The sequence below is a fragment of the Rhodoplanes azumiensis genome (genome assembly GCF_042682915.1).
In the GTDB taxonomy this organism is placed as follows: Bacteria; Pseudomonadota; Alphaproteobacteria; order Rhizobiales; family Xanthobacteraceae; genus Rhodoplanes; species Rhodoplanes azumiensis.
Window position 1 is genome coordinate 130,687 of record NZ_JBHUIW010000005.1, and the last position, 19,700, is coordinate 150,386.

Sequence of the window (19,700 nt, forward strand, 5' to 3'; positions counted from 1 at the left end):
CGCCCGGGTTCCCGCAGCGCAGCCGCCGACCGGGCGCGCGGGTATCATGCGGCCCGGACACTGTTGCGTGATCGCCGCCGAAACGGCTTTCCCGCCCCTTGCAAAACAGTGGTCAGGTTGTTGAATTCCCTTTAGAAGCGCGACATCAAGTCGTCCGCCGGCGGGGTCGGCGCGGCGCGGAGCCGGAGGCGTTCGTCATGATCGAACAGGCCATGCTGTTCGGGATCGGGTTCCTGGTCGCGAGCCTGTTCAACCTTCTGTTCGTGCCGCTGGTGCACAACCGCGCCGTCCGCTTGACCACCCGCCGGCTGGAGGCCTCGACGCCGTTCTCGATGGCCGAGATCCAGGCCGAGAAGGACCAGCTCCGGGCCGAGTTCGCGATGTCGACCCGCCGGCTCGAGATGAGCGTCGAGCAGCTCAAGAGCCGGGCCGCCGGCCAGCTCGCCGATCTCGGCCGCAAGTCGATGGCGATCGCCCGCCTCAGGCAGGAGCTGGACGAGAAGACCGCGGCGCTCGCCGCCATCGAGGCGCGCGAGCGGGCCCTCCAGGAGCAGCTCCAGTCGACCGAGCACGAGTACACGCTCAAGAGCGACAAGGCCCAGACGGTGGAGCGCGTGCTGGTCGGCAAGGAGGCCGAGCTCGCCAAGCTCACCGCGGCGCTGACCGAGCGCAGCTCCGTGTCGGACAGCCAGCGCATCGAGATCGCCACCCTCAAGACCCAGATCGAGTCGCTCAAGTCGCGGGTCGAGCAAGCCCAGCACGACCTCAAGGACACCAAGACCCGGCTCGATCGCGAGCGCGCCGCCGCCGCCGCCGAGCTCGCCCAGGAGCGGACCCGGGCGACCGAGCTCGGTACCCGCGCGGCCGAGCTCGAGCGCCAGCTCGCCGAGCAGACCGGCGAGGCGGACGGGCTCGGCAAGCGCATCCGCGAGCTGGAGGAGCGACTGACCGAGCAGGGCCGCATGCTGGTCGAGCGCGAGTACGATGCCCGTAAGGCGCGCGAGGAGGCGGCCGGCGCCGTCGAGGGCTCGCGCGGCGAGGCGGCCCGGCTGGAGCAGGAGCTGGCCGCGGCCCGGGCCGAGAATGCCCGGCTGCAGCAGGAGCTTCTCGCCGTCCGCAAGGGCACCGAGGAGTCCTGGGCCGCCGAGCGGCTGGAGACCGCCCTGCTGCGCGAGCGCATCAACGACGTCGCCGCCGAGGTGGTCCGCCTCACCATGGCGCTGGAAGGCGACGACTCGCCGATCGCCGCGATCCTGGCCGACGACCGCCCCTCCGAAGATCGCGCCGCCGAAGATCGCTCCGTCGCGGCGGGACGCGCCACGGCGGACGGCGCGCCGCGCGGCGGCGATCTGGTCAGCCGCATCCGCGCCCTGCAGGCCCGCGCCTCGCGGGTCGCTCAGCCCGCCGCCGCGAACGGCGCGCTGGCGAAGCCCGCGACGGCCGCCCCCTGAGCGGCGGCGCGGCCGCGATCCGATGTCCCCTCGGACATGCCGTCGGCCGCCGGCCGCAGCCGCCGCGATGCTCCTCTCCGGCGTGACGGCTTTCATGGCGCTGGCGGCACCGCTCCCGGCCACGGCCGCGGAGCCGCGGCCGGCGGCGTCGCCCGTACACTTCACCGATCGCCAGATCCTGCGTGGCTTCCTGGCCGTCGCCTTCGGGGCCGAGTACGCCACCGGCGCGACGGACCGCATCCGCCGCTTCGACGGCCCGGTCCGGGTGTTCGTCGACGCCACCGGCGCGCCGCCTGCCGTCGCGGCGGCCCGCACCGCGACGGCAGAGGCCGTGGTGGCCGAGATCGGCCGCGGCGTGCAGCACCTCGACATCGCGACGACGCGTGACCGCGCCGCCGCGAACCTCACCGTCGTGATCGTCCGCCGCCGCGCCCTCGCGGCCACGGTGACCGATGTCTTCGGCCCCGGACGCGCCAAGACGATCCTGCGCCGGTTGCGGCCGGATTGCCTCAGCGGTTTCGTGCGCGACGACACCTTCCGGATCCGCCAGGCGGCCGTGATCCTGGTCGCCGACACGTCCGACTTCATCTTCCGCGACTGCACGATCGAGGAGACCCTGCAGGCACTCGGCCCGATCGACGACACCAGGCTGCCGTGGACCATGTTCAACGACGCGGTGCGCACCGGCCGCTTCGGCCGTTACGATCGCTATCTGCTCGGCCTGCTCTACCATCCGCGGATGCGGCCCGGCACAACGCGGCACGACGCGGTCGCGATCGCTCGGTCGGTGCTGCCCGAGGTGCGGGCGTTCGTCGACAACAGCCGGATCGGCACCCGCGCGCCGTCGCCGAAGGGAACCGCCGCCGCGCCGCGGCAGTAAGCTTAACGATTCGTTCCGGTTGCGGCGAGACGCCGCGCCAACTAGGCTTCGATGATGGCCCGGTGGCGGAATGGTGACGCGGGGAGTGCCGACCGCCCTCCCACATCCTGGTTCGAGTCCAGGCTGGGCCTCCAATCCTCCTCGCGCAGTGCCCCTCGGCATCGCGCAGCGCCGCGTCGAACCAAATGCTGCGTCCGCGACCACGGTGACGGCGCGCCTGCGCGGCGATGCCGCGCGACGTGATCAGACCACGACGCTGAAGAAGACGACGCGGGAGAAGACGACGCGGGAGAAGACGGAGCTCGCACCACCCGTCGGCACCAGACGAGGATCGGCGCGCATCCCGCCTCACGGCGATCGTCTGCCGGTACATCCACGGTCAGACGTCGCGTGAGGGGGATGGACGACACCCCGCACCGACGAGCGGCAGCGTGGATCGTCCGGTCGCACCGATCCATCGGCGACACCCTTCGGCGCACCGACGCATCCTCGTCCTGATGAACGATCCTCGCCGTGATCCGATCCCGCGCGGTCGGAAGCCGCCCCTGTCGGGGCCGTTTCGCGCTGTCGGGAAACCAGTCGTCGGCCGGAAGCCTGCCGGCACCTCCCGGCGCCGGATCCCGTCTCACGGCCGAGGCCTGCCGGTACATCCGCGGTCAGGCGGCGCGTGAGAACGGGTGCGGCGATCGCCTGTCGGCGTGCCGCTCGGACCTCATATGGGGGCTCGAACGCGAATTCCAAGACCCCGGTGGTCCGCGAGCAACCGGGCGCACTGCCCGTCACCCGACGCGACCCTAGCGACGCTCGATGACGATTTTCCGACAGCATCGGGGCGTCGGTGCGGCGGCCGATGGAACGATCGTCGCACCCCGAAGCGAAGCGCGCCGCCTCAGAGCAGGCGCGCGGCGAGGCGGGCGATGGTGGCGTCGAACAGCGCGAGCGCCGCGCCGTCGGTGCGCTGCAAGCCGGCGAGCGAGACGGCCTCTCCGGTCGCCACCGTGTCGAGCAGCGCGTAGCAGACGCAGTCGCGGGTCAGCCCACTCGCCTCGCCGGCGAGCGAGCGCACCGCCTCGAACGCGCCCGAACAGGTGCCGTCCGCGACAAGGCCGCGCGCCTTGCGCAGCGTCTCGAGCACGGTGAGCGTCGTCATCGAAGAACGGCCCCCGGGCCGGTCGTGGTGATCATCGGCGGCGCTGACGAGACGAGTCGACACCGCGATTCGGTCCGGAGGAGTACGCTTCGAGCGGCGGCGCGACCGTCCCCCGCGGAGCGGCGTCTAAAGCCGCGTGATGGTGAGCCCACCGTCGACGTTCACGACCGTGCCGGTGGAGAAGACCACGGCCGGGTTCGCCAGCGCCGCGACGGCGGCGGCGATGTCCTCGGGCCGGCCCCAGCGCTTCGCCGGCACCAGGCCCTGCTCGATCAACGTGTCGTATTTCGACGTCACGCCCGCCGTCATGTCGGTCTTGATGATGCCGGGGCGCACCTCGAAGACCGCGATGCCGTCGCCGGCGAGCCGCGCCGCGAGACCTTCGACCACCATGGCGAGGCCGGCCTTGGAGATGCAGTATTCCAAGCGATTGTTGGAGACCATCTCGGCCGAGCAGGACGACACGACGACGATCGACCGCGGCGTCTCGCTCGCGACCTTCAGCATGCGGTTGGCCACGGACTGCGCGAGGAAGAAGGCGCCGCGCAGATTGACGCCGAGCACGTAGTCGAAGTTCTCGGGCGTCGTCTCCAGCACGTCGAGCCGTTGCGGCGGGGCGACGCCGGCGTTCGACACGAACACGTCGATCGGGCCGAGCGCGGCCTCGACCGCGTCGAGCACGCGCGCATGGTCGGCGACGTCCTGCACGTTGCCGGCCACATAGGTGGCGGCGACGCCGTGGCCTTCCAGAGCCTTCACGGCGGCCTGCGCCACCGCGTCGTCGCGCGTGCCTGTGATGGCGACGTCGTAGCCGTCCCGCGCGAGGCCCTCGGCGACCGCGAGGCCGATGCCGCGGCGTCCGCCCGTCACCAGGGCGACGCGACGCTTGGTCTTGTGATTCATGGTTCTTCACTCCCGAAGCGTGGCGACCGTCATGGCCGGGCTCGTCCCGGCCATCCACGTCTCTGACCCGCGGCGATGTCGGGTCGTGGATGCCCGGGACGAGCCCGGGCATGACGAGTCGGAGTCTGGTGGCGACGAGTCGCCTCACCCGAAGAAGGTCAGGTACGGGCCGTTCTCGGCGAGGCGCTGCACGTAGAGGGCGACCTCGCGCATGTGATAGTCGCCCCACATGGTCGCCTCGCCGCACGGATTGGCGCGGCCCGGCGGCACGTGGTCCCAGCCGTTGGGGCGGTGATACTGGCTGTGCAGCACCAGCCCCTGATGATCGGGATCGATGCTCAGATAACGATCGGAGAGCAGCGTGCGCACCACCGTGAGGCCGGCCTGGCGGTAGCGCGCCGCATCGGCCCGACCGGTCGCCTCGCGCCAGGCGCCGAAGCGCAGGAGCCCTTGCGCCGCGATCGCCGCGGCCGAGGAATCGACCGGCTCGACGTCGTTCTCGGGCTCGGACTCCTTGTTATAAATATCGCCGAGTTTCGCGAGATCCGGCGCGCCCGTGTCCCAGTACGGAATGCCGTCGGTCGCCGTGTGGGCGATGTAGAAGTCGCAGGTCGCCGCCGCCGCCTTCTCCATCATGGCGATCACCTCGGCCTTGCCGCCGAACGCCTCCACCTCGGCGTCGTCGAGCGTCTCCATGAACTCCAGGAGCTCGGCGTAGCCGGTGATCGCCCAGGCGAGGCCGCGCGTCCAGGTCGAGAAGCCCGAATAGCCCTGCTGCGTGCCGACGCAGCGGAACGCCCGGCTGGCCGTGTTGAAGATCGCCTCGTGGGCGGTGCGGCCGCGCACGTCATAGATGTCGCGGCCCTCGCCGTAGAAGACGCCGTATTTCGCCGTGGTGCGGGCGTGCGCGATCAGGCGGCCGAGCAGCGGGATCACCTGGTCGCCCTCGCCCTTCATCACGTGGCCGAGCTGATGGGCGAGCGCCAGCGCGCGTAGCGTGCGCATGGTGTCGATGAACAGCGAGTGCGGGCCGTTGAACGACTGGATGTAGCCGAAGCCGTCGCCGAGCTCGGTCCAGCGGGCGGCCTGCACGGCGCCGGAGCACTTGAGCGCCAGCTCGAAATACTCCATCTGCCAGGGATCTTCCGGAATGCGTCCCTCGTTCACCAGCCGGCGCAGATTGCCGTAGGTCGAGACCTGGTTGAAGCCGTGGTCGTGCACGCCGAAATGCGTCACGTGCACGGGCATGTCCGAGCAGATGCGGTCGAGGCCGAGCGCCAGGAAGCTCTCGTCGCCGGTGGCGTCGAACTGCAGGATGGCGCTGCCGAACTCGAAGCCCTGCGTCCAGTCGGTCCAGCCACGCGGCTTGTACCGGCCCGCCACCGTGTGGACGGGCGCGCCGGCGGCGCGGTCCATCGTGCGGTCGATGGCCGTGATCTTGCCGGCCGAGAGATCCCACATGCGGCGGATCGCCGGCAGAAGGTCGTTCGGCGTGAGTGCGGTGTCGATCTTCATGAGCGTTCGCCCCCTCTTGGCCTGTCTTTGTGACTCGTCATGGCCGGCCTCGTGCCGGCCATCCACGATCGTCGGCCGATGCGACACGAGCAGACGTGGATGGCCGGTACAAGCCCGGCCATGACCATGCGGAAACGCTCCCGCGAGAATGCGGGCGCGCGTTCCGCTTCGGCGTCAGCGGATCACCCGGGCGCCCTTGCCCTTCATGATCGCCTCGACCTCCTTGACGTTGACCATCGAGGTGTCGCCCGGCGTCGTCATGGCGAGGGCGCCGTGCGCGGCGCCGTACTCGACCGCGGCCTGCGGGCCCTTGCCCTCGAGGAAGCCGTAGGCGAGGCCCGAGGCGAAGCCGTCACCGCCGCCGACGCGGTCGTAGATCTCGAGGTTCTCGCGCATCGGCGCCTCGTAGAACTGCCCGCCCGCCCAGATGATGGCGCCCCAGTCGTTGAAGGTCGCGGTCTTGGCGTTGCGCAGCGTCGTCGCCGCCACCTTGAAGTTCGGATACTGCTTCACGGCGGTGGCGATCATCTTCTTGAAGTTGACGGGGTCGATCGCCGAGATGTGCTCGTCGAGCCCTTCCACCTCGAACCCGAGGCAGGCCGTGAAGTCCTCCTCGTTACCGAGCATCACGTCGACATACTTGGCGATCTCGCGGTTGATCTTCTGCGCGCCGGCCTTGCCGCCCTGGCTCTTCCACAGCGAGGCGCGGTAGTTGAGGTCGTAGGAGACGATGGTGCCGTATTTCCGCGCGGTCTCGACCGCCTCGATCACGGCCTCCGACGTGTTGGAGGCGAGCGCCGCGAAGATGCCGCCGGTGTGGAACCAGCGCACGCCCTCCTCGCCGAACAGCTTCTCCCAATTGATCTCACCGGGCTTGATCTGCGACGCGGCCGAGTGGCCGCGGTCCGAGCAGCCGAGCGCGGCGCGCACCCCAAAACCCTTCTCGGTGAAGTTGAGGCCGACGCGGGTGTTGCGGCCGATGCCGTCGAACTCGCGCCACAGAATGTGCGAGGTGTCGACCCCGCCCTGCATGATGAAGTCCTCGACCAGCCAGCCGAGGTCGTTCTGCGGCAGCGCCGTGACGACGGTGGCGCGCTTGCCCCAGCACTTGCGCATGGCGCGGGCGACGTTGTACTCGCCGCCGCCCTCCCACACCTGGAACGAGCGGGCGTTGCGCACCCGGCCGAAGCCGGGATCGAAGCGCAGCATCACCTCGCCGAACGAACAGCAGTCCCACTTCGTCTCGGAGGCGGGCCGGATCTTCAGAATCTCGCTCATGTTTTCTTGTCCCGGATTGTCGCTTCGACGAACGGTCACTTGCCGCGGATCGAGCGGATCAGCGCGATGGTGTCGCGCACCCGCGTCTCGATGCCCTTGTAGTCCTTCGCCTCGAGCAGCGTCTTGGTGATCAGGTTGGAGCCGATACCGACGCACACGACGCCGGCCTCGAACCAGGCGCGCAGCGACGCCTCGGAGGCGTCGACGCCGCCGGTCGGCATCAACCGGGTCCACGGGCACGGCGCCAGCACGGCCTTGACGAAGGCCGGGCCGCCGACGATGTCGCCGGGGAAGATCTTGACGATCTCGCAGCCGAGCTCCTCGGCCTGGCTGATCTCGGACATCGTCCCGCAGCCGGGGCTGTAGGGGATCTTGCGCCGGTTGCAGACCTTGGCGACGTCCGGATTGAGCAGCGGGCCGACCACGAACTTGGCCCCGGCGGCGATGTAGATGCCGGCGGTCGGCGCGTCGACGACCGAGCCGACGCCCATGATCACGCTCGGATCGGCCTTGGCGAAGTGGCGGGCGACGTCGAGGAACACCTGCGAGGCGAAGTCGCCGCGGTTGGTGAACTCGATGCACTTGGCGCCGCCGTCGGCGCAGGCCTGGATGACGTTCCTGCAGACCTCGACGTCCGGGTGGTAGAACACCGGGATCACGCCCTGGTCCATCATGGCCGTCAGAACGGTCATGCGATCGTGTGCCGAATGGGGGGCCGATAAGGGTGCCATGTCGTCAGTCTCCTCGACCGGTGGCGACGGCCGGGGCGGCCGCCGCGCGGGGCCCGCCGTCGATGATCTCGATCCCGCGTCCCGTCCCGGTCGCGCCGCGCGCGAAGGCCGCGTGGAGCGCGTCGCCTTGCCCGACTCGGGCGAGCTCGTCGCTGGCCATTGGCATGTCTCGCAGGGCGTGAACAGGCGGACGGGACGGGAAGGGAGCGGCGGCCGGCGGGACGTCGGCCCGACGGCCAAGTAACCGTCTAGTTACAAGACCACCGGGGCGCCCCCATCGTCAAGGTCGCGAGCCTTTCCCGGAACGCAGATCGGGACCACGACCCGGCATGGCTGGTTCGTCGCCCCGTCAGGCGAGGTGCGCCCTCTTACGCACGATTCCGGCGCCGGTGACAGAGACGTCGAAAGCGTCGCGCGCCGTGAGCCGTGGCCGCGAGCCGTGGGCCGCGCCAGGTCGATCGTCGGCACAGCCGGTCCCTGCGACGTCAGGGCACAGCAACTTACAGCATTACCGCAAGATGACAGAGCGGATTCGGCACTCGTTCGAATGATGAAGGCGCAAAGACACATAATTTTCATGCTGCGCCGATCGAGACTGACGGCCGCGCAGCGACTCATCAAGGCGTTAAGGTTAACGTTCGCTAAACCTTTCTGAAAGTTTAATTCAAATTGACGAGGATGAAGTCTTAACGAATATTAACCCTCACCCGCACATGGAGAGGGACATGTTCCGCAGCACCGTCCTTGCTGCCGCCGACTCGGCGGCCGGCAATCTCGACCGCGTCTGGACCACCAGCCCCTCGTCGTTCGAGCGGCCCGCACCCAACCGATCCCCGATCGTTCCATCCGACCGCTCGAAGCGGAAAGGCCAGCCACAGCGTCCGTCGCCCGAGCCGTCGGCCGAGACCGTGCTGCGGGCCTTCAACACCTGGGCGTTCAAGCGCGAGCAGCCCGAGAACCCGCACTTGCTGATGCAGGTCGTCGCCACGGCGGTCGGCCGCGCCGAGCCGCTGCGCTTCGTGATGTATTGGGGCAAGGGTCCGCGCTGCAGCATCGGCGTCGAGGACATCGAGTGCCTCGACTACCTCGGCAGCATGATGGCGCGGGTGCGCGATGCGCATCGGCCCGGCGTCGCCGTGACGCTGATCCTCACCGATACCCATGCCCGCCACAACGGGCACCCGGAGGAGAGCATCGACACTTACTTCGCGGCGATCGCCGACGAGGCGACGCGGCGCGGCTTTCAGACCTGTCGGCTGTCCCGCGTGGTGGCGGACGCCGGCGTCGCGGCGGTGCCGGCCGATCTCGACGCGCCCGTCGCGGCCGACGTGCTCGACAGCCTCGCGGCCAGCGCCGGCAAGTGGTATCGCGGCGCGGGCTCGGCCGAGGACGGCGCGCTCGCCTACTACCGCATGAACATGGTGGAGAAGCGGGCCGTCGAGCTCGCCTTCCCGGGCGCGATTTTCGTCACCTTCAACGGCAGCAAGCTGCGCTGCCTGTTCCCGGCCCGGATGCCGATCTTCTACATGTACTCGCTGCGGCGCGGGTTCAGCGTCAAGCCGTGGTTCCTGCCGGCCGATCAGGAGCTGTGTGGACCGAAGGGCTGCCGCTGCCGCGGCGGCGAGACCCTGCCGGACTGATGGCACCGGCGTTACACCCGGGCCGCGAGGCGGTGCGCCGCGCGAACGCGTCGGATGCACCGGCTCGCGGGGCCGAGCCGCCCCACGAGGATCCCGCCATGACCGCCTCCGCTCTCCCGGCGCCCGCCACCGCGGCCGCACCCGGCGCCGCATCGGCCGCGGCATCAACCGCGGCATCGACCGCGGCATCGGGCGCTCCGGCCTCGCGGCGCGTCGACAACGTGCCGCTCGGCATCCTCTTCATGGTCGGGTCGACCGTGATGTTCGCGGTCTCCAGCGCGCTCGCCAAATGGCTGGTGGCGATCTACCCGGTCGGCGAGGTGATGGCGTTCCGCTCGCTCTCCTCGCTCCTCGTCTGCTCGCTGTTCGTGCTGCCGTTCACCGGGCTCTCGGTGTTCGCCACCAGGAAGCCCGGCCAGCACGTCGCCCGCGGCGTCTCGCAGGCGATCTCGCAGACCCTGACGGTGCTCGCCGTGTCGATGATGCCGATCGCCGGTGCCATCGCGATCGGCTTCTCGGCGCCCTTGTGGGCGGCGCTGATCTCGGTGCTGTGGCTCGGCGAGCGAGCCGGCGCGGCGCGCTGGACGGCCCTCGTGGTCGGCTTCGCCGGGGTGCTGATCGTCACCGAGCCGGGCGCCGACTCGCTGTCGCTCGGCGCGCTCTACGCGCTCGGCAACGCCGTGATGTACGGCAGCGTCACGGTCGCTGTGCGCGGCATGACCAAGACCGAACAGCCGAACACGCTGTTGATGTGGCAGCTCGTCGTCATGTCGGTCTGCCACGCGGGGCTTCTGGTGTTCGGCTTCCGCATGCCGACCCTGATCGACACGGGCCTTCTGGTCGGCATGGGGGTGGCGAACACGATCCAGCAGTATTGCTGGACGCGCGCGCTGTCGCTCGGCCCGACCGCGGCGGTCTCGCCCTTCTATTACATGAGCCTCGTCTGGGCGATGCTGCTCGGCTTCCTGGTGTGGAACGACCAGCCGACCCTGGCGTTGCTCGCCGGCTCCGCCGTCGTCGTCGCCTCCGGCCTGTTCCTGCTGTGGCACGAGGCACGGACGAAGCGCGCCGCGCAGGCCGACGCGCGCCGGGTGGCGATCCCGGGAACGAGCGTTCCGTCGGTGTCGGCGGGCCGCTGAGCGCCGGCGACACGCCGGCGAAGGGACCGGAGGAAGGCCCGCGCCCGGATCAGGCGACCGAGCGCTTCGTCGGCCATTCCGCGATCAGGCGAACGATCTCGTCGATCGGCAGGGCCCGGCTGAACAGATAGCCCTGCGCCTCGTCGCAGCCGATCGCGGCGAGCAGCTCCTGCTGATGCGGCGTCTCGACGCCTTCGGCCGTCGTCCGCATGCCCAGCGCGCGGGCCATGTGAACGACCGCCTGGACGATCGCCATCCGATCCGAACCGTCGTCCAGATCCATCACGAAACCGCGGTCGATCTTGATCTTGTCGAACGGGAAGCTGCGCAGATAGCTCAGCGACGAGTAGCCGGTGCCGAAATCGTCCATGGCGATGCGGATGCCGGCCTGCTTGAGGCGACGCAGCGTCCGCAGCGTCTTCTCGCTGTCGTCGAGAAACACCCGTTCGGTGATCTCGAGCTCGAGCCGATCGGCCGCGAGGCCGGTCGCGGCGAGAGTCCGCTCGACCATGTCCACGAGATTCGGGGCGGCGAGCTGAACGGGCGACAGGTTGACGGCGATCTTGATCCGATCCGGCCAGTGCACCGCCTGCCGGCACGCCTCGGCCAGCGCCCATTCGCCGAGCGGCAGGATCAGGCCGGAATCCTCGGCGACCGGAATGAACACGTTGGGCGGCACCATGCCGTTGTCGGGATGACGCCAGCGGGCGAGCGCCTCGAAGCCCGTGATGGCGCCGGTCTTCAGGTCGACGATCGGCTGGTAGTGCAGCTCGAGACGGTCGCGGTCGATCGCCTCGCGCAGATCCATCTCGACGTGGCGCCGGTCGTTGACCTCCTTGTTCATGGAGGGATGATAGAACTTGTGGGTGCCTCGGCACTCCGCCTTGACGGCGTAGAGGGCGAGATCGGCCGCCATCAGGAGATCGTCGGCCCCGTGGCCGTCCTGCGGGCCGACCGCGATCCCGATGCTGACGCTCGGGCAGATGTGGTGGCCGTCGATGTCGCAGGGCTTGGCGATGGTCTCGACCAGCCGGTCGGCCAACGCCTCGAGCGCGTCACGCGAGTCGACCGGCGAGACGACCACGGCGAACTCGTCGCCGCCGAGGCGGGCGAGCACGTCGGTGTCGCGGATCGCGCCACGCAGGCGGCGCGCCGATTCCTGCAGCAGCCGGTCGCCGATGCGATGGCCGAGCGTGTCGTTGATCACCTTGAAGCGGTCGAGGTCGAGGAACAGCACCGCGTGATCCGGCACCGGCGCACCGTCGGGGCTCGTTCCGCCGCGGCCGATCTGCTCGAGCGCCGAATGGAAGACCCGGCGATTGGGCAGTCCGGTGAGCGGATCCTCGGCGGCGAGGCGGGCGACGCGCGCCTCGGCCTGCCAGCGCTGGGTGATGTCGGAGAGCGTGTGGATGAAGCTGCCGTCGTCGAGATGGGCGGTGCGCAGCTCCAACACCGTCCCGTCCGGCAGGATGCGTTCGCACACGGTGACACGGCGCTGGCCCGCCGTCGTCGTCTGGTCGGCGCTGCCGCGCGCCGGCATCACGACGTCGCGCAGCTTGCCGCGCCGGGTGGTCCGCTCGGCGAGATCGTCGAGCCTGGGGGGATGCTCGGCGGACTCGGGCGGCAGGTCGAGCAGCTCGGCGCAGCGCCGGTTGATCACCGGAATCTCGTGACTCGGGGTGACCAGCATGATGCCCTGGCTCATATGCTCGAGGGTGAGCCGGAGCTGCTCGCTCTTCTGCACGGCGCGCGCCTCGGAGCGCAGGATGCGGTTCACGGCGACGAGGATCAGCACGGTGAGCAGGAGACCGACCGTGGCGTGGAGCTGCAGCGTCGAGATGGCGCCCTTGTAGATGTCCGCCTTGTCGACGGCGACGCTCACCCACAGCGGGTGTCCCCGCACCTTGCGGAGGGTGACGAGCCGCGGATCGCCCGATGCGCCGTCGATCATGTCGAAGCTGGTGTTCGCCCCGGCCATGATGGCGTCGTGCACGCGGGTGCCGCGCAGGTCGGTGCCGAGGCCGAGACCGCCGGCGCTGCCGCCGCTGGAGCGGACGACGCCGTCGGTGCCGATCAGCGAGATCGAGGCCGACGGGCCGAGATCGATCTTGTCGTAGAACTGGGTGAGGTGGGCGGGGTCGAGCGAGGCCACCACGACGCCGGCGAAGCTGCCGTCGGTGTTGAGGAAGCGGCGGGTGAATTGGACCGACCACTTGCCGCTGATGCGGCCGACCAGAGGCCTGGAGATGAACAGGACGTCGTCGGGGCTGTCGACATGGACCCGGTAGTGCTCGCGGTCCGACAGGTCGGTGGGCGGCGCCGGCTGTGGGCCGGCATTCGACGCCCGCATGATGCCCTTGGCGTCGATGATCGCCACCTGGACGATGATCTCGCTCAGCACGTCGGTGGTGGCGACGATGGTGTGGAAGTCGGTCGAGTCCTTGCGGGTCTCGATGCTGCGGCGCATGTAGAGGAGCGCCTTGTCGATCTCGCCGATCGAGCGCAGCACGTTCTCCTCGAACACCATGGCGAAGTTCTGGTTGGTGCGCTCCGCCTCGCGCTCGTCGACCCGGACACCCTCGTAGTATTTCCACGCGATGCCGGCCCACAGCATCGCGATGATGACGACGCCGAATATGGCCGAGCTCCGCCGCTCGGCGATCAGCTTCGGCAACTGGAGGATCGGCAGCGTCATCGGACTGGTTTTGGGTGTCTTAACAGTGCGCCCCGATCTTTTTCCGTCGCCGTTTCATTCGGCTTAACAGTGCGGGGTACCTTCGAGTCTTAGATAATTTGGACTTAAGCCAAGGGCTCCGTCGGAGCTGGAAACGTCCGGCTTATGCCGCTGATCATCCTGCACAATTCGATAGCCGCAAAGGCCGCTCGACGGCGCTCGCGGAGCGGGCGGACATTGGGCCACGCCTCTGCTTTATTTTGCCGGGGCGTCTTCGCGCTCGAAGCGACCGAGATCAAATCTTTCGCGGATCTCCCGGGCAAAACCGTGGCGGTCGCCCGCGGCGCCATGAAGGACGAGCTGTCGGCCCGGATGGAGCCGCCCACCACCGTCGTCAAGCGGGTCGAGGACCGGCCGCCACCACGGCCGCCGTCGCTGCACCCCTCTCCCTCGGGGCGAGGATCGGGATCGCGTCATCACCCTGAAACGAACCGTGGGGCGGCGCACCGGTACGCCGCCCCACGTGCCTCCTGAAAACCGAGCGTCTCGCGACGTCCTACTCGGCGGCGCGGCTCGCCTGCTGGGCCTTCCACTCGGGCAGGAAGCGGAACGCCTCGTCGAGCAGATGCGGCGTGTGGCGGCCGGGCGACTCCTCGAGCGCGCGGGTGAAGTACGCGCGCAGCCCCGGCTTGTAGTCCGGGTGCGCGCAGTTCTCGATGATCACCTTGGCGCGCTGCTTGGGCGACAGGCCGCGCAGATCGGCGAGTCCTTGCTCGGTGACGACCACATGCACGTCGTGCTCGGTGTGGTCGACATGCGTGACCATCGGGACGATGCACGAGATGGCGCCGTTCTTCGCCGTCGACGGCGTCATGAAGATCGACAGGAAGGCGTTGCGGGCGAAGTCGCCCGAGCCGCCGATGCCGTTCATGATCGCGGTGCCGCCGATATGGGTCGAGTTGACGTTGCCGTAGATGTCCGCCTCGATCAGGCCGTTCATGGCGATGATGCCGAGCCGCCGGATCACCTCCGGATGGTTGGAGATCTCCTGCGGGCGCAGGATGACGCTCTTCTTCATCTCGTGGGCGTCGTTGTTGAAGGCGAGCGCGGCATCCGGGCTGAGCGACACGGCGGTCGCCGAGGCGAACCGCATCTTGCCGGCCTTGATGAGGTCGAGCATGCCGTCCTGCAGCACCTCGGTATAGGCGGTCAGATCCTCGAACGGCCCCTCGATCAGGCCGCCCAGCACGGCGTTGGCGACGTTGCCGACACCGGACTGCAGCGGCAGCATGTTGCGCGGCAGGCGGCCGCGCCGCACCTCGTGGGCGAGGAAGTCGAGGATGTGGCCGGCGATCAGCTTGGAGTTCGCGTCGGGCGGCGTGAACGGGCTGTTGCGGTCGCGGCTGTCGGTCTCGACCACGGCGACGATCTTGCTCGGGTCGATCGTGTAGTAGCGGTCGCCGATACGGTCGCCCGGAGCGTTGATCGGCACCGGACGGCGGTCCGGCGGGCGGCGCGTGCCGTAGTAGATGTCGTGCATGCCGTCGAGGCCGGAATTGACCCACGAGTTCACCTCGAGGATCACCTTGTCGGCCTGATCGAGCCACGTCTTGTTGTTGCCGATCGAGTTCGCCGGCAGGAGGCGACCGTCCTCCAGCACCGCCGCGACCTCGACCACGGCGACGTCGAGGTGGCCGAGGAAGCCGAACCAGGCGTACTGGGCGACGTGGGAGAGATGAATGTCGGTGTACTCCATCTCGCCCGAGTTGATCTGCTTGCGGCAGTTCGGATCGGACTGGTAGGGCAGCCGCATCGCGAAGCCATTGACCTTGGCGAGCGCGCCGTCGAGCTCGGGCGCCGTCGAGGCGCCGGTCCACACGCCGATCCGGAACGGCTCGCCGCGGGCGTGCGCGGCGTCGATGCGGTTCGCCAGCGCGAGCGGCACGGCCTTGGGGTAGCCGGCTCCGGTGAAGCCGCTCATGCCCACGTTCGCGCCGGGCGTGATCAGTGCTGCGGCCTCGTCGGCCGACATGATCTTCGAGCGGAGGGCGGGATTGAGAATGCGGTCGGCGTTGGACATGACGTTCCGTCGATGCTGGGGGTTCACGGTTCTTCATTCAGCCGCCGCCGACTTATACGCGCCCTCCTGGCTCAACCATCCGACGAACAACTTACTGGTGCCGTTCGAATATCTCCCATGCGCCGGCGGCGCGCGCCTCATGGTGGAACTGCGTTCGCAGCTCGCGTCCCGGCAGGTCCGCTGCCGCGAAACTGATCACGTCGCCCGGTCCCGCGGCAGGTCGTGTGCGCGGTCGTTCGAATGCGCGTTAACGGATGCTCAAATCACGTCCATTACCGTGCCGTGTGATCTGGCCTCCGGACGGGGCGGAACGCCGTCGCGGCGTCGCGCCCGCCGGAGTTCGTCGCCGCGCGCCCGGCCGGGCCGCGCACATTCGTCGAAAGGCGTGTGGACAACATGGCCGAGTCGTCGCGTCTGATCGACGAGCTGGACGAGACCCTGACGACCGGCACCGCCGCCGACCGGGCCCGGCTCCTGCAGCGGGTCACGGATCTGTTTCTCCACGGCGCCGTGCAGTATTCCGACGAGCAGGTCGCGTTGTTCGACGACGTGCTCGGCCGCCTGCTGGTCGACATCGAGGAGTCGGCCAAGCGCGAGCTCGCCCGGCGGCTCGCCGGCGCGCCCGTGTCGCCGCCCCGGGTGGCCCGCACCTTGGCGCTCGACGAGGCGCCGGCCGTCGCCGCTCCGATGCTGATCCACGCCGATGCGCTCGACGAGGCGGACCTCGTCGCCTGCGCGCGCGCCGGCAGCCAGGTGCATCTCCTGGCGATCACCAAGCGGCCCGTGGTGAGCGAGCCGATCACCGACGTCCTGGTGACGCGCGGCAGCGACATGGTGGTGCGCAGTGTCGCCGACAATGCCGGCTCGCGGTTCTCCGAGGAAGGGTTCGAGGCACTGGTCGAGCGCGCCGACGGCGACGACGTGCTGGCGACCCGGGTCGGCCGTCGGGCCGATCTGCCGCGGCATCATTTCGTCCGGCTGCTGGCCAAGGCGTCGGACGCGGTGCGGAGCCAGCTCCAGGCCGCTCCGACCGAGCAGCCCGGCGACATCCACAGCATCGTGGCGCGCGTCGCCCACGCGATCGCGGCCCGCACGGCGGCCGAATCGACCGACTACGCGACGGCGACCGCCGAGGTCGCGGCGCTGGAGAAGGCCGGCGACCTGACCGAGGCGGCGACCCGGCGGTTCGCGAAGGCCGGCAGGTTCGAGCACACGACGGCGGCGCTCGCGCGCCTCGCCGACCTGCCGCTGCCGACCGTCGAGCGCATCCTGGTGCAGAACCGGGCCGAGTCGCTCCTGTTCCTGGCCAAGGCGCTCGGCTTCGGCTGGACCACCACCCGCACCATCCTGCAGATGCGGCACGGCGCCGACGGCGGCGACGGCGGCCACGACCAGGATCTCGACCTTCTGAAGTCGAGCTTCGACCGCATCAAGCGGACGACCGCCGAGCAGATCCTCGACTTCCAACGGACCCGTCACGACCACGCCTGACCGTCGGTCGTTCCGGTCTGTCCGCATCGGCGGGCTCGGCCGGAGCCGCGGTCGCGCGGGCCTGCCGCAGGCGCGCCAGCCGATCGGCGTCCTGCCTGCGCCCCCACCCGAGTTGCCAAACCACGGCGGCGACGATCGCACCGTCGACCAGCCCGTGAAACAGCCCGATCGGCCAAGCTTCCATCGGCACCTCCCGTGTCGACGCCCTTGACGGGCGCATCGCGACCCTGGTGCTGATCACTTCAGCCGGATCCGCCCCTCCACCCCGGTCGTCACGGTGCCGAGGCGGCGCAGATGCACCATCACCTCGTTGGCGAGCAGCGGCGAGTCGTCGGTCGGCAGCAGGTGCTTGGCGTCGCGCATCATGGCGTAGCCGTCGCCGCCGCGGGCGATGAAGTCGTTGACGGCGACCGTGTAGCTGCGGCGCGGGTCGAGCGGCTTGCCGTCGACCAGGATCGACAGCACGCGGCTGCCGACCGGCTTGGAGACGTCCGCTTCGATCGTCAGTCCGGACACCTGCGGGAAGCGGCCGGAGGCGTCGGGCAGCTTGGCGAGGCCGTGCTCGATCGCCTCGCGCAGCGCGGTGCCGCCGATCTCGACCGGCACGACGCGGTTGGAGAAGGGCAGCTCGGCCAAAACGTCGCGGCGCGTCACCGCGCTGCCGGCCGGATACACCCGGCCGGACCGGATGCCGCCGCCGTTGAGGATCGCCGCGTCGGTCTTCATGGTGGTGCGCACCGCGTCGGCGAAGACGTTGCCGATCGCCGCCTCGCGGGTCCGCACCGTCGCGCTGCGGGCGTCCCACTCGACCGCCGTGGTGGCGAGCGGCACGTTCATCTCGGCGGCGAGCTCGGCCTGGAAGCCCTTCACGGCGGCGGCGACCTCCGGATCGGGCGTCACGGTCGCGGTGTCGACGATGCGGAACTGCGGCCACCACGCCGTCGCGCGCCGGCCCTCCGACGTGGTCGTCACGGTCACGTCGACGTCGACCGCGGTGACGTACAGCGCCTCGTAGCTCGACTCGACCAGCGCGGCGTTCTGGTCGTAGCTGATGAACAGATCGTGGTTGTGCCCGCCGAGCACGAGGTCGACGACGCCGGTCGCCAGCATGGCGCGTTGCTGATCACGATCGGCATGGACGACGGCGACGACGAAGTCCGCGCCGTCGCGGCGCAGCGCCGCGGCCTGGTCCTTCAGCACGTCGACGGAGTTGCGGAACACCAGATCCTCGGGGTTCGAGGCGCGCGGCGTGTCGTCGTAGGTGAGCCCGACGAGGCCGATCTTCACCCCGTCGACCGTGACGATCCTGCGGTCCTGGAAGCCGGGCAGCGTCGCGTCGCCGGGGGCGCGCAGATTGGCGGCGTAGAGCGGAAAGCGCGCCTCGGCCATCCGCTTCAGGAAGACCGCCTTGCCGAAGTCGAACTCGTGATTGCCGGGGACGAAGATGTCGGGCGCCACCATGTTGGTGAGCGTCACGATATGGGCACCCTGGTCGAGCCCCGACATCAGCGACGGCGACAGCGTGTCACCCGCATGGGCGACGATCACGGTGCCGCCGCCCGCCGCCGCCTTGGCGCGCTCCGCCTTCACCACGGCGGCGAGGCGGGCGAAGCCGCCCCGCATCTTGCCGTCCTGGAGCTGCTGGTCGGCCATCTCGTAGATGTCGTTGACCAGCACGAAGGTGATCTTCGCGGCGTGCGCGGGCCAAGCGGCGAGCAGCAGCGCGGCGAGCGCGAGGATGCGGGACAGGAGGCCGACAGGCGCGATCATGGACGGTTCCCGGTGGCGCCACCCGGCCCGGGCCGGGTGCGCGGCCCTGGTCTCTACCGCGTTTCGTCCGCCGTGCAACCCACCCGACCGAGGGAACCTGGGCGCACCGACGCGAGGACGCGCCGAGCCCGGCGGAGAATCGGCTCGTCGACCATGCGGCCGTCGACCGCGAAGGAGCCCCGCCCCTCGCGGGCCGCCGCGTCGGCCGCCTCGACCTGACGGCGGGCGAGGTCCACCTCCGCGTCGGTCGGCGCGAAGGCGGCGTTGAGCATCGGCACGATCGCCGGATGCACACACGTGGCGCCGGTGAAGCCGGCGCGCCGGGAGGCGAGCGCGACACGGCGCACCACCTCCGGATCGCGGAAATCGGCGACCGTGCCCAAGAGCCCGAGCGGCGCCACACCGGCGGCCGCGCAGGCGATCACCATCTGGCGCTTGATCATCGCCACCGTCTCGTCGTCCGGCGCGCAGCCGAGCTCGGCGGCCAGATCCTCGGCCCCGCACAGCAGGCCGGCGACGCGCGGCGAGGCGGCCGCGATCGCGCCGATCAGCGGCACCGCCTCGGCGGTCTCGATGATCGGCACGATGACGACGCCACGCTGTCCGTCCGGCACCGGCGCGAGGTGGTCGAGCAGCTCGGCGAACAGCGCCACGTGCTCGGGGCCCATCGCCTTGGTCAGCACGAGGCCGTCCGCACCGGCCGCGACCGCCGCCTCGGCGTCGCGCACCGCCTGCGACAGCGGCCGGTTGATGCGCACCAGCACCTGCGACGGTCCCTGCCGGACGACCGCGACCGAGTCGGCCAGCGCCTCGCGCGCCGCCTCCTTGGCGGCCACCGGCACCGAATCCTCGAGGTCGAGGATCACGGCGTCGGCGCCGGCCTGCGGCGCCTTCTCGACGAAGCGCCGCACATTGGCGGGGACGTACATCAGCGAGCGCCACGGCGCGGCGCGTCCGGTCTTCGACATCGAGCCTCCCCGGCGGACGGCGCCGCGGCG

15 protein-coding genes and 1 tRNA gene are annotated in these 19,700 nt (G+C 70.0%); 6 read left to right on the forward strand and 10 right to left on the reverse strand.

The genetic code is table 11. The features are described 5' to 3' along the window. Positions 1-197 precede the first annotated feature (197 nt). The 3 genes from ACFSOX_RS06990 to ACFSOX_RS07000 all read left to right on the forward strand — a co-directional run bounded on the left by ACFSOX_RS06990 (position 198) and on the right by ACFSOX_RS07000 (position 2,465). Positions 198-1,451, forward strand: a complete 1,254-nt coding sequence (locus ACFSOX_RS06990) for a coiled-coil domain-containing protein (RefSeq protein ID WP_378477077.1) — start codon at positions 198-200, stop codon at positions 1,449-1,451. 67 nt (positions 1,452-1,518) lie between these two features. Then, a complete protein-coding gene (locus ACFSOX_RS06995; RefSeq protein ID WP_378477078.1) occupies positions 1,519-2,331 on the forward strand; it encodes a DUF2927 domain-containing protein in 813 nt (270 codons plus the stop codon). Positions 2,332-2,387: 56 nt separating this feature from the next. Next, positions 2,388-2,465: transfer RNA gene (locus ACFSOX_RS07000), tRNA-Gly, on the forward strand. A gap of 755 nt (positions 2,466-3,220) precedes the next feature. On the opposite strand, the gene ACFSOX_RS07005 is transcribed toward ACFSOX_RS07000, so the two are convergent. From ACFSOX_RS07005 to ACFSOX_RS07030, 6 genes are all read right to left on the reverse strand, one after another. Continuing rightward, complete coding sequence (locus ACFSOX_RS07005) at positions 3,221-3,481, reverse strand: hypothetical protein (RefSeq protein ID WP_378477079.1); 261 nt, start codon at positions 3,479-3,481, stop codon at positions 3,221-3,223. A gap of 126 nt (positions 3,482-3,607) precedes the next feature. Further along, complete coding sequence (locus ACFSOX_RS07010) at positions 3,608-4,384, reverse strand: 3-ketoacyl-ACP reductase (RefSeq protein ID WP_378477080.1); 777 nt, start codon at positions 4,382-4,384, stop codon at positions 3,608-3,610. Between the two features lie 144 nt (positions 4,385-4,528). Further along, a complete protein-coding gene (locus ACFSOX_RS07015) occupies positions 4,529-5,899 on the reverse strand; it encodes a hypothetical protein (RefSeq protein ID WP_378477081.1) in 1,371 nt (456 codons plus the stop codon). A 174-nt stretch (positions 5,900-6,073) separates the two neighbouring features. Beyond that, a complete protein-coding gene (locus ACFSOX_RS07020) occupies positions 6,074-7,177 on the reverse strand; it encodes a sugar kinase (protein ID WP_111359615.1) in 1,104 nt (367 codons plus the stop codon). A 35-nt stretch (positions 7,178-7,212) separates the two neighbouring features. Further along, positions 7,213-7,869 carry a bifunctional 4-hydroxy-2-oxoglutarate aldolase/2-dehydro-3-deoxy-phosphogluconate aldolase gene (locus tag ACFSOX_RS07025; protein WP_378477082.1) on the reverse strand — a complete coding sequence of 219 codons (657 nt, stop codon included), beginning with the start codon at positions 7,867-7,869 and terminating at the stop codon, positions 7,213-7,215. Between the two features lie 43 nt (positions 7,870-7,912). After that, on the reverse strand, positions 7,913-8,068 hold the full coding sequence (locus ACFSOX_RS07030) for a hypothetical protein (protein ID WP_378477083.1): 156 nt from the start codon (positions 8,066-8,068) through the stop codon (positions 7,913-7,915). A 565-nt stretch (positions 8,069-8,633) separates the two neighbouring features. Between ACFSOX_RS07030 and ACFSOX_RS07035 the strand changes: the two genes are divergently transcribed. Both ACFSOX_RS07035 and ACFSOX_RS07040 read left to right on the forward strand, forming a co-directional pair. Further along, positions 8,634-9,548: a hypothetical protein gene (locus tag ACFSOX_RS07035; RefSeq protein WP_378477084.1), complete on the forward strand. Its 915-nt coding sequence runs from the start codon at positions 8,634-8,636 to the stop codon at positions 9,546-9,548. Positions 9,549-9,646: 98 nt separating this feature from the next. Then, entirely contained in the window at positions 9,647-10,687 is a 1,041-nt protein-coding gene (locus tag ACFSOX_RS07040; RefSeq protein WP_378477085.1) for a DMT family transporter, read from the forward strand. A 49-nt stretch (positions 10,688-10,736) separates the two neighbouring features. On the opposite strand, the gene ACFSOX_RS07045 is transcribed toward ACFSOX_RS07040, so the two are convergent. Then, positions 10,737-13,382, reverse strand: a complete 2,646-nt coding sequence (locus ACFSOX_RS07045) for a bifunctional diguanylate cyclase/phosphodiesterase (RefSeq protein WP_378477086.1) — start codon at positions 13,380-13,382, stop codon at positions 10,737-10,739. 535 nt (positions 13,383-13,917) lie between these two features. Continuing rightward, a complete protein-coding gene (locus tag ACFSOX_RS07050) occupies positions 13,918-15,441 on the reverse strand; it encodes an acetyl-CoA hydrolase/transferase family protein (protein WP_378477087.1) in 1,524 nt (507 codons plus the stop codon). 396 nt (positions 15,442-15,837) lie between these two features. Here ACFSOX_RS07050 and ACFSOX_RS07055 point away from each other — a divergent pair, with 396 nt between their 5' ends. Further along, positions 15,838-16,932: a DUF2336 domain-containing protein gene (locus ACFSOX_RS07055; protein WP_378477088.1), complete on the forward strand. Its 1,095-nt coding sequence runs from the start codon at positions 15,838-15,840 to the stop codon at positions 16,930-16,932. Between the two features lie 237 nt (positions 16,933-17,169). Here ACFSOX_RS07055 and ACFSOX_RS07060 read toward each other — a convergent pair whose 3' ends face one another. Next, entirely contained in the window at positions 17,170-18,702 is a 1,533-nt protein-coding gene (locus ACFSOX_RS07060) for a bifunctional metallophosphatase/5'-nucleotidase (RefSeq protein WP_378477089.1), read from the reverse strand. A 53-nt stretch (positions 18,703-18,755) separates the two neighbouring features. Further along, the gene (locus tag ACFSOX_RS07065) at positions 18,756-19,670 is read right to left on the reverse strand and encodes an HpcH/HpaI aldolase/citrate lyase family protein (RefSeq protein ID WP_378477090.1); all 915 of its coding nucleotides are present in this window, start codon (positions 19,668-19,670) and stop codon (positions 18,756-18,758) included. Positions 19,671-19,700 lie beyond the last annotated feature (30 nt).